This window comes from Rickettsia sp. Tenjiku01 (assembly GCF_001653015.1).
In the GTDB taxonomy this organism is placed as follows: domain Bacteria; phylum Pseudomonadota; class Alphaproteobacteria; order Rickettsiales; family Rickettsiaceae; genus Rickettsia; species Rickettsia rickettsii.
This window is the reverse complement of record NZ_BCMR01000022.1, coordinates 1-15,639: the sequence shown is the minus strand read 5'-3', so window position 1 is coordinate 15,639 and position 15,639 is coordinate 1. Positions and strand designations below refer to the sequence as shown.

Genomic DNA, 15,639 nt, shown 5'->3' with positions numbered 1-15,639 from the left:
TGAAATTAATTCTGTATGCATTGTGTAATCTCAAGTTAAAAGCATAAGTAAATATAATAAGAGCATTTGGTGGATGCCTTGGCACTAGAAGGCGATGAAGGACGTAATACGCTGCGATAAGCTTCGGGGAGTTGCGAATAAACTTTGATCCGAAGATTTCCGAATAGGGAAACCTACCTAATTTATTAGGTATTGTATAGTGAATACATAGCTATATGAGGCAAACCCAGCGAACTGAAATATCTAAATAGCTGGAGGAAAGGACATCAACCGAGACTCCGTTAGTAGTGACGAGCGAACGCGGACCAGGCCAGTGGCTTCAAAAAAATAACTAAAACAACATGGAAAGGTTGACCATAGAGGGTGATAGTCCCGTATAGGTAAAAAGCTTGAAGTCCTTGAGTAAGGCGGGACACGTGAAATCCTGTTTGAACATAGGGGGACCACCCTCTAAGCCTAAGTACTCTCTAGTGACCGATAGTGAACAAGTACCGTGAGGGAAAGGTGAAAAGTACCCCGACAAGGGGAGTGAAATAGTACCTGAAACCAAATGCTTACAAGCAGTCGGAGCAAGCGTATTTATATGTCTTGTGACGGCGTACCTTTTGTATAATGGGTCAGCGACTTAGTTTATCTAGCAAGCTTAAGCCGTTAGGTGTAGGCGTAGCGAAAGCGAGTCTGAATAGGGCGTTTAGTTAGATGAATTAGACCCGAAACCGGGTGATCTAGCCATGGCCAGGTTGAAAGCGGAGTAAAATCCACTGAAGGACCGAACCCACTACTGTTGAAAAAGTAGGGGATGAGCTGTGGTTAGGGGTGAAAGGCCAATCAAACTCGGATATAGCTGGTTCTCCGCGAAATCTATTTAGGTAGAGCGTTATAGCGATTACCATCGAAGGTAGAGCACTGAATGAGCTAGGGGGTCCCACAGACTTACCAAACTCAATCAAACTCCGAATGTCGATGAGTACAGCATAGCAGACAGACTATGGGTGCTAAGGTCCATAGTCGAGAGGGAAAAAGCCCAGACCGCCATCTAAGGTCCCTAAATCATGACTAAGTGTTAAAGGATGTGAGAAGACCAAAACAACTAGGATGTTGGCTTAGAAGCAGCCATCATTTAAAGAAAGCGTAATAGCTCACTAGTCTAAATAAGTTTTCTTGCGCCAACAATGTAACGGGGCTCAAGTCATGTACCGAAGATGCGGGTTTATGCATTTGGCATAAATGGTAGCGGAGCGTTCCGTAAGCCTGCGAAGGTGAACCGTAAGGTTTGCTGGAGGTATCGGAAGTGAGAATGCTGACATAAGTAGCGATAAAGAATGTGAGAAACATTCTCGCCGAAAGTCCAAGGGTTCTTGCGTAAAGTTAATCTGCGCAAGGTTAGTCGGCCCCTAAGATGAGGCTGAAAGGCGTAATCGATGGGAATCAGGTTAATATTCCTGAACCTGAAGGATGTGACGAAAATAGTAAATTGTACAGTCTTATTGGATTGATTGTGCGGTGAATATTTTCCAGGAAATAACACCTTCATTATAGACCGTACCCGAAACCGACACAGGTGGACAGGTAGAGTATACCAAGGCGCTTGAGAGAACGATGCTGAAGGAACTAGGCAAATTGCATCTGTAACTTCGGAAGAAAGATGACCTGTATATGGGCAACCATGTGCAGGTGGCACAAGCTAGGGGGTAGCGACTGTTTATTAAAAACACAGGGCTCTGCAAAGTCAATAGACGATGTATAGGGTCTGACGCCTGCCCAGTGCTGGAAGATTAAAAGGAGGGGTGCAAGCTCTGAATTGAAGTCCCAGTGAACGGCGGCCGTAACTATGACGGTCCTAAGGTAGCGAAATTCCTTGTCGGGTAAGTTCCGACCCGCACGAATGGCGTAACGATTTCCCCACTGTCTCCAGTATCGACTCAGCGAAATTGAATTCTCCGTGAAGATGCGGAGTTCCCGCGGTCAGACGGAAAGACCCCGTGAACCTTTACTATAGCTTTGCACTGGTGTTAGGAATCAGATGTGCAGGATAGGTGGGAGACTACGAAGCGAAGGCGTCAGCCTTTGTGGAGTCACCCTTGAGATACCACCCTTTTGGTGCTTGACATCTAACCGAGATCCTTGAATCAGGATCCGAGACAATGCATGGTGGGTAGTTTGACTGGGGCGGTCGCCTCCCAAAGAGTAACGGAGGCGCGCGATGGTTAGCTCAGGTTGGTCGGAAATCAACTTTTAGAGTGCAATGGCATAAGCTAGCCTGACTGCGAGTCTGACAAGACGAGCAGAGACGAAAGTCGGTCATAGTGATCCGGTGGTCCCGAGTGGAAGGGCCATCGCTCAACGAATAAAAGGTACTCCGGGGATAACAGGCTGATGATTTCCAAGCGTCCATAGCGACGAAATCGTTTGGCACCTCGATGTCGGCTCATCACATCCTGGGGCTGGAGAAGGTCCCAAGGGTTCGGCTGTTCGCCGATTAAAGTGGTACGTGAGCTGGGTTTAGAACGTCGTGAGACAGTTCGGTCCCTATCTGCCGTGGGTGTAGGAAGTTTGAGAGGATCTGCCTTTAGTACGAGAGGACCGAGGTGGACGTACCCCTGGTGGACCAGTTGTCGTGCCAACGGCACAGCTGGGTAGCTAAGTACGGAAGGGATAACTGCTGAATGCATCTAAGCAGGAAACCCACCTCAAAACTAGACTTCCCCATTAGAGCCGTGGAAGACCACCACGTTGATAGGTCGGGTGTGGAAGCACAGTAATGTGTGTAGCTAACCGATACTAATAGCTCGATTGATTTACTTTGCTATGAGATTACATATGCATATAGTGTTAATGCTATAAGAGTGTAGTATCTACTCACAAAGTTATCAGGTTAAATAGCTTTATCAACTAATAAAAATGTTATTGCATAACTAATGTTATGCTGTAGCCCTGCCACGATATCTAGCGGAAATTATTTTGCTGAGTATCGTAGTAAAAGTTAAGATATGATGTTGAGAATTTTTTTTGAGTCGTGTAACAACATTAACAGCAAACTATAATACAAATCTATCTTTTTAAAAGTTTGTATTGCTAGCTTGGTGGTTATAGCATGAGTGAAACACACGATCCCATCCCGAACTCGAATGTGAAACCTCATAGCGCTAATGGTACTATGTCATAAGGCATGGGAGAGTAAGTCACTGCCAAGCTTGCAATGCAAATTTTTAATTATCTTTCTTTCTCTTTATGAGAATATTTTATATTCATAATTTTTACCTTGTTCTATATTAGTAATGCTTACGCATTAAAGAATAAACATCAATTTATTTCCATAGGATCGCTAAAATCTAACATAGAAATTAAAAAGCTATTTAAAGAAAAAAATACTGGTCAATTTATTTTAGAGTTACCAAACGTCACAGTAATTAATGAAGGTGGAATTTTAACTCAAGAAGATTATATTCTACAGGATACTCAAACAAGCTTAGGTGATCAACATCGTTTATTAAAAAAATGAGATATTAATACTGAAAATCCTTTATATTTTAATGGAAAATTAGCAGTAATTTTATCTTCTGGTTCTGACAATTGGTATCATTGGCTGCTACAAATTTTGCCTAGATTAATTATATTAAAAGAATCAGCTCTTGAATATGATCGTATCTATATTAATAATTTAAAATATTCATGGCAAATTAAGTCATTAGAAATAGTATTAAATTATTTAAATATACCGGAAGATAAGCTTTTTGTAGTAAATAGTGACTGTATAATTCAAGCTACTAGACTAATTGTTCCATCTGTACCGTTTATTCCGGTAAAAGGTATACCTTTGCCTTTATGGTTAACAAAAAATTTAAGAAATATTTTTATTAAAGATAATAGTAAAGCATACGATAAAATATATATTTCTCGTAAATAGCTTCTACCCGAAAAATAGTTAATGAAGAGGAATTAATAGAAAAAATTGAGAGATCCGGTTTGAAAGTAATATATCTAGAGCTATCCTTCCTGTATGAACAGGCCCAGCTTTTTAATAAAGCAAAAATAATAGTTGGATCGCACGGATCAGGATTTGCTAACTTTATTTTTGCGGCTCCAAAATGCAAAGTAGTAGAGATTGATCACGGTACAACTCCCTCTAGAAGTTTTTATAAAAGAATGGCAAATTATATGTCATGCGATTATTATCCTTTTTATGTAAATCATCAGACAACAGAAGAGCATTTAGAAGACTATATAAAGATCAATATTGATGAATTTATTAAGTTTCTTAGAGGTCATCTGTAAATAAATTTTAATTAGTAATTAAAGAGCTTTTTTAGCGAAAATTGAAGTTAATTCTTAAAATCATTATTTAATAAATAAGATTCGCTATTCATTTCATTTAGTCTTGAAATAGTGCGTTTAAATTCTGCGGCTCGTGCTGAACCTTGATATATTTTATTTGGGTTATCTTCTAGGCTCATAAATAAGAGTATTTTATAGAAATAGGCATTATCGATAAAGTTGATAAATCTAACGGCTGTATTTGTATCGTTAGCATCGATAGTATGAACGTTCCCCACTATAATAACGTTGAAATTTTGGCAAATATTAACATAATCGATATAGCTTAAGCCTCTTGTAAATAATTCATTATAATCTGTTACTAATATTCTTTTATGCACTTTTTGAAAGGATATTTCTCTACCTAGAACCTGTATATTTTGAGGAGCAAGATTATTATCACTAATATCCGTGATAATTTTTTCAAGTTTGTTTTGGTTTTCTAAAGTTAAAGGATAAATTATCCTTGCCTCTTTAACTCTTAACGCTTTATCAAATCGATAATCATGTTGATTATCTAGATATTTAACATAAAATGTATTATTGATTATCTTTATAAAAGGTAAGAAAGATTCTCGTTGTAATCCGTCTTTGTACAGATTATTGGGACTCGTGTTAGAAGTTATAAAAATAAAAATATTTTGTTTTATTAATTCATTAAATAATCTACCGATTATCATTGCATCAGTAATATCTTTAATTTCAAACTCATCTATACATAACACTTTAGTTTGTTTAGTATAGTTTTTAGCAATTTTAGGGATGATATCTTTCTGATTTGCTGTTTGTAATTTATGCATAGATTTATGAATTTCCTGCATAAAGTTCTGATAATGTATTATTATTTTAGGTGTGGTTAATTCTTCACAAAAAGAATTCATGAGCATAGTTTTACCGCTGCCCACCGGACCGTATAAATAAATTCCGCTTTCTAAGTTGTTTTGATTAAAGAATTTGAATAAACTTTTAGGCTTATTAAGTGCTGCTGCCAGCTGTTTTAATTCTTCTCGTAAAGCAGTTTGTTTTGAATCGCGTATTAATGAAGTAGAGGATTTAATCATCCAAAATATTTTTTATCTAGTTTGTTATAGGTTTTTTCTAAAATGTCGTTCCTAGCTAAAAGCAGGAAGGCTTTGTTGCGTGGATCAATTTCACCTCCGTCATCCCGTGGTTTGACCACGGGATCCAGTGCAAAATGCTAACCTTTAGCATTTTTTGTTATTTTTGCTAGATTGCCACGCTCCTTTTAGTTGCTCGCAATGACGGTTGTGATTATCATTTCCTACATAAAAGCGTTGCATCGCCGTAGCTAAAAAAACGCATTGCTTCTTTTATAGCATATTTATATAATTCATGCATCTCTTTAAATCCGGCAAAAGCACATATAAGTATAAATAAAGTAGATTTAGGAAAATGGAAATTAGTAAGTAGCATATCGGCTGTTTGAAATTTAAAACCTGGGGTTATGAAAATATCGGTTTTAAAGCTACCTGCTTTTACGATGCCGTTATTGCAAGAACTCTCAAGTGTTCTAAGTGTTGTAGTGCCGACTGCGATAATACGTTTCCCTTCTTGCTTTGCTTTATTGATAATTTCAGCAGTGTCAGGAGTAATAGAGCAATATTCGGTATGCATTTTATGTTCATGAATATTTTCGGTTTTTACAGGTAAAAAAGTTCCAGCTCCCACATGTAATGTTAAAAATGTAGTTTGTATGCCTTCTGCCTTAAGCTTATCAAGTATATCCTTTGTAAAATGCAAGCCTGCTGTCGGTGCTGCAACTGAACCTTCTATTTGGCTATAGACAGTTTGATAGCGGTCGTTGTCGTTTTGAGTGTTTGTCATCCTGTGGTTTGACCACGGTATCCAGTCATTATTTAAATATTTTTTGGATCCCGTGGTCGTAGCCACGGGATGACATAATGAGTGTGAACGCCTAATATAAACCGGTAGCGGCATCTCACCGTATTTATTTAAGAACTCGAATACAGAAATATCATTAAGCTCAAATTTTACTTTAATCTCACCCATTGCAAGTTTTTCGGTAATAATTACCTTATGATTATCAAAATAAAATTCATCATTTACATGAAGCTTTCGAGCTGGTTTAGCAAAAGCCGACCAACTATCATCTGATAATTTTTGATTCAAATTTATTGTAATATTTTTCCCCAAATTTAACTTTGCTTTTATTACCTTACTATTATTAAAGACTAATAAGTCCCCTTCTTTTAAGTAATCTATTATGTTGTAGAATTTGGTTTTAATAGGCGGCGTAACAGCAATTAGTAAATCTGAGTTATCACGTTCACTAGATGGATATTGTGCGATCAGTTCGCTTGGTAAATCAAAGTCAAAATCAGATAGTTTCATTGTTTAAATATTAGTGGCTAAAAAAGTGATTATAACAGCATATGATAATATTTAATATAATATTTTAGTTTATTGATTGCTTACTAATAAATCAACCATTTGTTGATAAAATGATTTTTTTCTGTACTATACAAAATACTATCAATTGAATCATTAAGGGACATACTTGATAATCGATGATATAATTAGAAATAAATTTCATGAGATATTAAGTAGTAAAGATATAGAAGAAAATATGGGATTTAATAATATATATAAAATAAAAAGATATGAATTTTTTAGAGAAAGTTTTGTCAAAGAATTCAAAGCTTTGATTGAAGATCCAAATACAAATATTTCTAGTGTGTACAATATGGCATACTGCACTGTAGATAAAATAGCAAGATCTCCTGACACTGCTGAAATTATCAATAAAGCAATTTGTCAAGGTGATTATGATTTAGTGTATAGTATGTTAACCGCTTTAAATATTGATCCAAATACAGAAGTATATACATTGGAAGGTGAGGCTAAATCTTTTTTATATTTTGCGTGTCATAATAATCAGAAAGGGATAGTAAGGCTTCTACTTGCAAAAGGTGCAAATATAATCCTTGACCACAACAGCGGTATGACCGTTTTTCACACTGTCCTAACAGCTCAACATTGTGATATGGCAGCATTTCTAATTGAAAATGGTGCGGATCCTAATTATGTAACAGGTGACAATATGACTTATTTAGAAATATGTACGTTCCTATACCTAAATATAGCCATGGTAACTAAATTGCTCGCTTTGGTGCTAATCGGATATACTCGATCCTGACGGTCAAATGGTCCGTGACAAGGAAGCAATTTATGAACCTCTGAAAGCTCTTTTAACGCTTGAATCCACATTGCGTAAGAATGATTACAAGAAAATTAAGGCTATTGACAAGAAAGATTTAGCTGCGAGTTTGAATTCGGATGATTCTATCAAACAACCATTAATAGAATTAGTAGGAAAGATAGCTAAATTGATACCGCCTTTAGAGTTTTTATGCATTTTAAAAATTGAAGATATTATTGATAGTAACACTACAGATAAGATAGAATTACCTGAGAGTACAATAAAAGCGATGACAGAGCACGGACTACTTTAAGTTGAAGTAACAGGAGAAATAGTTGCTCATAATGATTTAGTTTAAAGGTTGAGGCTGGTTTTATGTCATTCCTGCGAGAGCAGGAATGACATAAAACATGGGTAATACCTCCTCACACTATTAATCCTTTAACTTGAGAGTTCCATAATTTTTGATATAGCTTACTATTTTTTAGTAATTCTGAATGGTTACCGTCATCGATTATACTTCCCTTTTCAAAAACTAAAATTCTATCCATATTGAGTAAAGTAGATAATCTGTGGGCAATGACTATCACGGTTTTATTTTGCATTAAATAATCCATTGACTCTTGAATCAGGCTTTCCGTCTCGCTATCTAAGCTACTTGTTGCTTCATCGAGAATTAAAATAGGAGCATTTTTTAAGATGGCTCTTGCTATGATAATTCTTTGACGCTGACCGCCTGATAAGTTATTCCCCCGTTCACCGCACATAGTATCGTAACCGTCCGGTAGATTATCGATAACATCATGAATATGTGCAGCTTTTGCTGCTTCTATAACCTCCTCAAGAGTAGCTTCTTTTTGCCCGTATCTGATATTGTCCAAAATGGTACGATGAAAAAGCACCGGTTCTTGAGGTATAAGGCTAATGGCTTTTCTTAAAGAATCTTGAGTTACGTTTTTAATATTTTGATTATCTATTAAAATCATTCCTTCTTCTATATCATGTAACCTAGTGAGTAAACTAATAAAAGTGGTTTTCCCTGAACCTGAAAATCCAACTAGTCCTACTTTTTGTTTACTCGGTATTAATACCGATTTATTATAAAATAGATTGTTATTATGATGATAATTAAATGTAACATTTCTAAATTCAATAACCCCTTCTTTGATATCTAATGGAGTAGCGTTTGCAATATCAGTTATAATATGTGGTGCCATTAAAGATAAGCCTTGATTAAATGCCCCGACCTGCTCGAACATATCACCGATTTCTTGCGTTAAATCCCAAATATCGTCTGCTACATTTATACATAATGTTAGCACTAATACGCAATCACCTATGCTTATAGATAATTCGCTACGAAGTTTAGATAAATAATAAATCATTATAAAAATCATTATTGAACAAGAAGTCCCAAGAGCATAACGCAATTTGAACATAAAGAATTGCATAGTCTGCTCATCGGCTACGGCATTTTCTACTCTTGTTTCGAGATGTTGACGTTCAAATTTATGGGCTGTAAACATTCTAACCGCATTAATGTTGCTAATTGCATCTACGATACTACCGGCAACAAAAGATTGGCTTCTAGCATAATTTAATGAGTATTTATTGATTTTATCAGAGAAAAGAACACTAAGTCCTAAAAAAACCGTAATCCATAAAATAAATATCGTAGCAAAAACGTAATGTACCGAATATAAAGCAATGAATGCAAATACAATAATAGCGAGTTTACGAAGAATTTTTTCACCCAATATTGAAATAATCATCTCAAACGATCTTGCCGTTTCGGTAATACGATTGCTAATATGTCCTGCTAGATTATCCTGAAAGAATTTATGGCTATGATATTGGGTATAATTATAAAGTTCATTTAGTATTTTCCCTTTTATTACGGGCATAGTCTTGAGATACAAATAATCATATGAACGATATGCTATATTAATACTCTCCCACCAAAGAGCATAAAATACTGCCCAGTAAATCATGGAAGATAAAAGATTATTAGCGTTCTTATCGCTGAAAGATTCTATTAAATCAATGATTTTCTGAAGTAATATACTATCAATCGCCGGAATCATACCGAGTAAAATACAAATTACAGTCAATAAAGTCATTTTAACTTTATCGAATTTTAAAAAATAAATACTTAAGCTAAATGTTGATTTAGATAAAGTAGGGTATTTTATCACGATAATGTACCTCGATTTTAAAATAATATATTAATTCGTGTTATTTTGGAGCATATTTTAATTTAATTATTTTAAAATTTACCTAAAAATATTAAATCTGTGGAAAAATAATAAACAAGCCTTGCTTCTTACCTTAAATAATGCTACAAAATTCAGACAATAACTTCAACATCATTAGAAATGCAAGAAAAAGAATTATCTAATAATTTTTTAGAAGAACAAGAAAAGTCTAAGGAAGACGATTCTCCGTTCTTTGATGTAAAATATATTTGTCAAGCAAGTTTATTAATTACGGATTCTATCCGAAAAGGGTATGATGTAACGCAATTGCCCAATGGTGATATTAATGTTACAGAAGTAAGAATAGTAAATGTTCATTATAATTGGAACTCCGAAAAAGGAAAATTTGTTAAAACTAATCAGATAGAATTTAATAATAGCAAAGGTGGATGATTAAATCAAATACTGTATACTCGTTTAATTTGAAAATTGGCTACGTCGTCGTCCTATAAGTACTGTGGTACTCACGTATTAAGTATATGTTATTACACTGGGAGTATATTGTTATTGTCACAAAGCTTATTATCTTAAAACAGCAGCTTAAATATGGAATTTGATCAAGGATTATTATCAAGGATTCAATTTGCTTTTACCATAAGTTTTCATATAATATTCCCTGCTTTTACTATAGGGCTTGCAAGCTTTTTAGCGGTAATTGAAGGGTTATGGTTGAAAACAAAAAAGCCGGTTTATCAAGAACTATACAAATTTTGGGTGAAGATTTTTGCCGTTACTTTCGGTATGGGAGTAGTTTCGGGTGTTGTAATGTCTTATCAATTTGGTACTAACTGGTCGAATTTTTCAGATAAGGTTGGAAATGTCCTTGGTCCGCTTCTCGGTTTTGAAGTATTTACTGCCTTTTTCCTCGAATCTTCTTTTTTAGGTATAATGTTATTCGGCTTTAATAAAGTCAGTAAAAAAGTACATTTTATTTCTACGTTAATAGTTGCTGTTGGTACTGTAATCTCAGCTTTTTGGATACTTGCAGCTAGTAGCTGGATGCATACGCCTGCTGGTTTTGAACTGCGAGGCGAAGGATTCTTTTATCCTTTAAATTGGCTAGAAATTATCTTTAACCCTTCTTTCCCATATCGCTTTTTCCATATGATTACGGCGGCGTATTTAACTACTTCTTTTGTTATTGGTGGTGTAGCTAGCTTTTATTTACTAAATAATCGTTATAAAGAGCATGCTAAAATTATGCTTTTTATGGCGGTGTTAATGGCGTTAATCGTTGCACCTATTCAAATAGTTATTGGTGATCTGCATGGTTTAAATACTCTTAAATATCAGCCGGTCAAGGTCTCGGCTATGGAAGGTATTTGGAATACAGAAAAAGGAGCAGCTTTTAATCTTATCGGCTTTCCTGACGGGGAAGAAGAAAAAACAAAATATGCTGTAGAAATACCTTATGCTAGTAGTTTAATCTTAACGCATAGTTTAGATGGTGAAGTGAAAGGATTAAAAGAATGGACACAAGAAGAGCGTCCGCCGGTTGCAGTAGTATTTTTTAGCTTTCGTATTATGGTAGGAATTGGTTGCTTAATGGTATTTATAGGTATTGTGGGGTTATATCTTTACTTGAAGAAAAGATTATATACTACGCATTGGTTTCAATATTGGTATATATTAATGTCACCTTCAGGTTTTATTGCAGTACTTGCCGGTTGGTTCGTAACCGAGGTAGGTAGACAACCTTATATAGTATATAATATTTTAAAAACTGTGGATACGGTATCACCGGTACTCGGCAAATATGTATTTATTTCTCTAATTGCTTTTATAGTAGTGTATGTGATCATTTTCGGAGCGGGTATATATTATATAATGCATTTGATAAAGAAAGGTATAGAAGTGATAGATAATAAAGAAATGTACGGAGAGAGTGGTTTGAATAACCCATTATTCGAGAAGTAATAAGCTTATGTTAAATTTTGCACCTTATATAGATTTACCGCTTGTTTGGGGTGGGCTTATAGCTACCGCTATTTGTTTATATGTTTTATTAGACGGTTTTGATTTAGGAGTAGGAATCTTATTTCCGTTTGCACCTACCGATGATTGCCGTCATAAAATGATCAATTCTATTGCTCCTTTTTGGGACGGTAACGAAACTTGGTTAGTACTTGGCGGCGGTGGTTTATTTGCGGCTTTCCCGTTGGGATATTCGCTATTAATGCCGGCTTTATATATTCCTATTATATTGATGTTACTCGGTCTAATATTTCGTGGTGTAGCTTTTGAATTCCGTTTTAAGGCTCATATAGGTCATCGTTATATTTGGGACTACGCTTTTCATTTCGGTTCTATGCTTACTGTTTTTTGTCAAGGTTTAATGCTTGGTACGTTTGTCCAAGGAATAGAGATAGAAGGACGAGAATTTGCAGGAGGGAGCTTTGATTTTCTTACTCCCTTTTCCATTATGACGGGGATAGCATTAATATTCGGTTATGCACTCTTGGGTGCTACTTGGCTTATTCTGAAAACAGAAAAGACAACACAAGATTGGGCTTATAAATCTGCTTTATATATTTTATTTTACGTTGCACTTTTTATGGGGCTTGTAAGCTTATGGGTTCCTTTCTTAAATAACCACATAAATCATCGTTGGTTTAGTGTACCTAATATTTACTATTTATCTATTGTACCTATTGTAACTGCTTTAATATTTATCAAGTTAATTAAAGCCGTTAAGCAGAAAAAAGAAGTAAAGCCGTTTATTTATACGATCTTGTTATTTTTATTAGGATATTTAGGCCTCGCGATAAGCATATGGCCATATATCGTTCCTTATAAAGTTACGCTTGAAACTGCAGCAGCAGCATCGGAGTCACAGTCTTTACTGTTGATAGGGGCTGGGATATTCCTACCTGTCATACTTGGCTACACATTCTATTGTTATTATATATTCCGTGGCAAATCATCTCATCATCCGATATATTAAAAAATTTAAAAAAATAACCTCTTGTCTCAAAGGGTGGCAATGGTTTATTATCCTATGGCTTAGCGGATTATTATCCACATTACTTTTAACTTATGTAGTTAAGCTGGTGTTTAGGGTGATAGTAGGAATATAACCTTGACAAAACGTACTGTTTATAGTACGTTATTAATATTAAGTCTCACTAACTATAAGGAAAAAATAATGGAAATATATAATACAAGCGAAGCAAGAAGTAAGCTTTATAAACTTATAGATTATGTTTCTGATGTACACAAACCTGTTTATATTAAAGGTAAAAGAAATAATGTAGTTATAATTTCAGAAGAAGATTATCGTAATATGGAAGAAACTTTATATTTATTATCTATTCCAAATATGCATAAGTCTATAATTGAAGGACGAGCAGAGCCTATAGCAAAGTGTAGCGATAAATTAAATTGGTAATTTTTTATAAATGTATATAATTCGTTATACTATACAAGCACAAAACGATGCTAAGAAAATAGTGCAAGCCGGTTTAAAGAATAAAGTAGAAGTTTTATTAAACATAGTTAGTACTGATCCGTGGAAAATTTACCCTCCATATGAAAAGCTCGTTGGTGACTTTAGCGGTTGCTATTCAAGAAGAATTAATATTCAACATAGGTTGGTTTATGAAGTTTATAAACAAGAAAAAGTTGTAAAAATTCTTAGAATGTATACGCATTATGAATAAGTCATTAACTGAAAAAATCTCAGCATTTATTATTACCAAAAATGAATCCACAAGGGTAGCACGAGCTATAAATAGTGTAAAAAATATTACTGATGAGGTGATAGTAGTCGATAGTGAAAGTACTGATGATACGGTAGCAATAGCTGAAAAATTAGGAGCAAAGGTAGTAATAAAACCGTGGCTTGGTTATGTAGGACAGAAATCTTTCGCCGAAAGCCTTTGCGTAAATGATTGGGTTCTTAATATTGATGCCGATGAGGAGTTGTCTAAAGAGTTACAAGACGAAATAGAGTATATTTTTGCCTCTCATAATCAAGATCGTTATTTAGCTTATCAAATAAAGCTGTTAATAATGCATCGTAATGACCAAAAGCCACGAATGTTTGCTCCATTTAATAAATGTACTCGGTTGTATAATAAAAAATTTGCAAGCTTTGCAAATACCGTAAATAGTACTACTCATGATTCGGTAATATTTAATAAAGATGTTGATTTTGCAGGTAAAATTTATCTATTAAATGAAGCTGCTTATCATTATTCGGGTACTTCAATTGAGCAGTTGGTCACTAAAGCAAATTTTTATTCTAACGAGCAAGCAAAAGATTTAGTTAAGCAAGGAAAAAAGCTTTCAAATTTTCGTTTAACAACAGAAATGATATGGTGGTTTTTTAAAGCGTTTTTTATCAGACGCTATTTTGTATTTGGTTTTGACGGTTTTGTAGATTCAATAATTTTTGCTTTTGCAAGATTTCTAAGGCTTACGAAGTTAAGAGAGTCATCGCTTAAATCAAAAAACGTCATTGCAAGCGACTATAAGGAGCGTGGCAATCTCATGAAGTAATATAAAATTCCTGAGATTGCCACGTCGATGCTATGCATCTCCGCGCAATGACTATTTAGAAAATAAAAGATAAATTATGAAAGAAAATTTTAATGTTAGTAAATTAAAAAACGGTTTGACAATTTTAACATATAATATGCCTTATGTTAATTCGGTAGCAATGAATTTAATTGCTAAAGTTGGAGCACGTTATGAGAATGCAGAAGAGGATGGCATATCTCACTTTCTTGAGCATATGGCTTTTAAAGGTACAAAAACTAGAACGGCAAAACAGATAGCGGAAGCGTTTGACTCTATAGGTGGACATTTTAATGCCTATACCGGTCATGAGAATACGGTATATTATGCACGAGTCTTGTCTGAAAATTGTGATAAAGCACTTAATATACTTGCCGATATAATTCAAAATTCTATTTTTGCTGATGAGGAAATAGCTAAGGAATATCAGGTGATCATGCAGGAAATTGCTCATCATCAGGATAATCCAGATGACCTAGTATATGAGAAATTTTATAATAAAGTTTATAGAGAACAACCGTTGGGTAAGTCAATCTTAGGTACTGCTAAAACCCTTGCAACTTTTACGAAAGAACATTTTTTTAATTTTATAGATAAACATTATAATGCTGACAATCTCTATTTATCAATTGCCGGTAATATTGATCATGATAAAATAGTAATTATAGCGGAACAGTTATTTTCTTCTTTGAAGCAAGGAGTAAAAAGTAGCTTTATTCCGGCAAAATATATAGGCGGAAAGGGCTTTATTAATAAGGAGTTAGAGCAAACTAGTTTAGTGCTAGGGTTTGAAGGTACATCATATATTAATTTAGAAAAGCTTTACCAAACCCATCTACTTTCTATAATATTCGGTGGCGGTATGTCATCGCGTTTATTTCAAAGTATTCGTGAGAAATTAGGTTTAGCATATGCAGTAGGTAGTTATAATAGTGCTTATTTTGATAGTGGAGTGTTTACAATTTATGCATCCACTGCACATGATAAATTAGAATTATTATATAGAGAGATTAAAAACGAAATAATAAAAATGACTGAACAAGTAAGCACAGAAGAGATTCTTAGAGCTCAAACACAACTACGTAGTAATTTACAAATGGCTCAAGAGAAAAATACCTATAAGTCAGAAGAAATAGGTAAAAATTATTCTGTTTTCGGTGAATATATTTCTCCTGAAGAGATTATGGAAATTATCATGAGTATAAAAGCTGATGATATTATTAATACGGCAAATAAAATATTTAGTGGTACTACTACGTCGGCAATTATCGGTCCGAATGATCTTCAGGGATTTTAATGATATGCTTGTGTGGATACCAGAGTCGTCATTGCGAACGGCCGTAGGCTGCGTAGCAATCTCATGAAATAATA

The 15,639-nt window shown here is 34.6% G+C and carries 15 protein-coding genes, 2 rRNA genes and 1 pseudogene; 15 read left to right on the top strand and 3 right to left on the bottom strand.

Annotated features, from left to right (window positions below):
• Positions 1-45 precede the first annotated feature (45 nt).
• The 5 genes from TENJIKU01_RS05885 to TENJIKU01_RS09915 all read left to right on the top strand — a co-directional run bounded on the left by TENJIKU01_RS05885 (position 46) and on the right by TENJIKU01_RS09915 (position 4,275).
• Positions 46-2,806: ribosomal RNA gene (locus TENJIKU01_RS05885) — 23S ribosomal RNA — on the top strand.
• Positions 2,807-3,079: 273 nt separating this feature from the next.
• Positions 3,080-3,194: ribosomal RNA gene (rrf, locus tag TENJIKU01_RS05880) — 5S ribosomal RNA — on the top strand.
• Positions 3,195-3,262: 68 nt separating this feature from the next.
• Entirely contained in the window at positions 3,263-3,502 is a 240-nt protein-coding gene (locus TENJIKU01_RS09925; protein ID WP_227780054.1) for a hypothetical protein, read from the top strand.
• A gap of 96 nt (positions 3,503-3,598) precedes the next feature.
• A complete protein-coding gene (locus TENJIKU01_RS09920) occupies positions 3,599-3,907 on the top strand; it encodes a hypothetical protein (RefSeq protein WP_227780052.1) in 309 nt (102 codons plus the stop codon).
• A gap of 59 nt (positions 3,908-3,966) precedes the next feature.
• Positions 3,967-4,275, top strand: coding sequence for a glycosyltransferase 61 family protein (locus TENJIKU01_RS09915; protein ID WP_255374220.1), 309 nt, complete (start codon positions 3,967-3,969; stop codon positions 4,273-4,275).
• 47 nt (positions 4,276-4,322) lie between these two features.
• On the opposite strand, the gene zapE is transcribed toward TENJIKU01_RS09915, so the two are convergent.
• Together zapE and queA are read right to left on the bottom strand one after the other, a co-directional pair.
• Positions 4,323-5,375: a cell division protein ZapE gene (gene zapE, locus TENJIKU01_RS05865; protein WP_029374960.1), complete on the bottom strand. Its 1,053-nt coding sequence runs from the start codon at positions 5,373-5,375 to the stop codon at positions 4,323-4,325.
• 214 nt (positions 5,376-5,589) lie between these two features.
• The gene (gene queA / locus TENJIKU01_RS05860) at positions 5,590-6,687 is read right to left on the bottom strand and encodes a tRNA preQ1(34) S-adenosylmethionine ribosyltransferase-isomerase QueA (protein WP_064429568.1); all 1,098 of its coding nucleotides are present in this window, start codon (positions 6,685-6,687) and stop codon (positions 5,590-5,592) included.
• Positions 6,688-6,853: 166 nt separating this feature from the next.
• On the opposite strand from queA, the pseudogene TENJIKU01_RS05855 reads away from it, so the two are divergent.
• The 3 genes and pseudogenes from TENJIKU01_RS05855 to TENJIKU01_RS09910 form a co-directional block, all read left to right on the top strand.
• Positions 6,854-7,321 (top strand): annotated as a pseudogene (locus tag TENJIKU01_RS05855) (ankyrin repeat domain-containing protein); the annotation flags it as partial.
• Positions 7,298-7,492, top strand: coding sequence for a hypothetical protein (locus tag TENJIKU01_RS10795; RefSeq protein ID WP_371440170.1), 195 nt, complete (start codon positions 7,298-7,300; stop codon positions 7,490-7,492). The pseudogene TENJIKU01_RS05855 and the gene TENJIKU01_RS10795, both read left to right, overlap by 24 nt.
• 7 nt (positions 7,493-7,499) lie before the next feature.
• On the top strand, positions 7,500-7,808 hold the full coding sequence (locus tag TENJIKU01_RS09910) for a hypothetical protein (RefSeq protein ID WP_064429566.1): 309 nt from the start codon (positions 7,500-7,502) through the stop codon (positions 7,806-7,808).
• Between the two features lie 112 nt (positions 7,809-7,920).
• Here TENJIKU01_RS09910 and TENJIKU01_RS05845 read toward each other — a convergent pair whose 3' ends face one another.
• Positions 7,921-9,690, bottom strand: coding sequence for an ABC transporter ATP-binding protein (locus TENJIKU01_RS05845; protein WP_064429565.1), 1,770 nt, complete (start codon positions 9,688-9,690; stop codon positions 7,921-7,923).
• A 180-nt stretch (positions 9,691-9,870) separates the two neighbouring features.
• Here TENJIKU01_RS05845 and TENJIKU01_RS05840 point away from each other — a divergent pair, with 180 nt between their 5' ends.
• The 7 genes from TENJIKU01_RS05840 to TENJIKU01_RS05810 all read left to right on the top strand — a co-directional run bounded on the left by TENJIKU01_RS05840 (position 9,871) and on the right by TENJIKU01_RS05810 (position 15,565).
• The gene (locus TENJIKU01_RS05840) at positions 9,871-10,143 is read left to right on the top strand and encodes a DUF2671 domain-containing protein (protein ID WP_010976947.1); all 273 of its coding nucleotides are present in this window, start codon (positions 9,871-9,873) and stop codon (positions 10,141-10,143) included.
• Positions 10,144-10,296: 153 nt separating this feature from the next.
• A complete protein-coding gene (locus tag TENJIKU01_RS05835) occupies positions 10,297-11,667 on the top strand; it encodes a cytochrome ubiquinol oxidase subunit I (protein WP_064429564.1) in 1,371 nt (456 codons plus the stop codon).
• A 7-nt stretch (positions 11,668-11,674) separates the two neighbouring features.
• Complete coding sequence (cydB, locus tag TENJIKU01_RS05830; protein ID WP_064429563.1) at positions 11,675-12,694, top strand: cytochrome d ubiquinol oxidase subunit II; 1,020 nt, start codon at positions 11,675-11,677, stop codon at positions 12,692-12,694.
• Positions 12,695-12,895: 201 nt separating this feature from the next.
• A complete protein-coding gene (locus TENJIKU01_RS05825; RefSeq protein ID WP_004996433.1) occupies positions 12,896-13,138 on the top strand; it encodes a type II toxin-antitoxin system Phd/YefM family antitoxin in 243 nt (80 codons plus the stop codon).
• Between the two features lie 10 nt (positions 13,139-13,148).
• Complete coding sequence (locus tag TENJIKU01_RS05820) at positions 13,149-13,409, top strand: Txe/YoeB family addiction module toxin (protein WP_064429562.1); 261 nt, start codon at positions 13,149-13,151, stop codon at positions 13,407-13,409.
• On the top strand, positions 13,402-14,250 hold the full coding sequence (locus TENJIKU01_RS05815) for a glycosyltransferase family 2 protein (protein WP_064429561.1): 849 nt from the start codon (positions 13,402-13,404) through the stop codon (positions 14,248-14,250). Before TENJIKU01_RS05820 ends, TENJIKU01_RS05815 begins: the two co-directional genes overlap by 8 nt.
• 76 nt (positions 14,251-14,326) lie before the next feature.
• The gene (locus TENJIKU01_RS05810) at positions 14,327-15,565 is read left to right on the top strand and encodes a M16 family metallopeptidase (protein WP_064429560.1); all 1,239 of its coding nucleotides are present in this window, start codon (positions 14,327-14,329) and stop codon (positions 15,563-15,565) included.
• Positions 15,566-15,639: the final 74 nt, after the last annotated feature.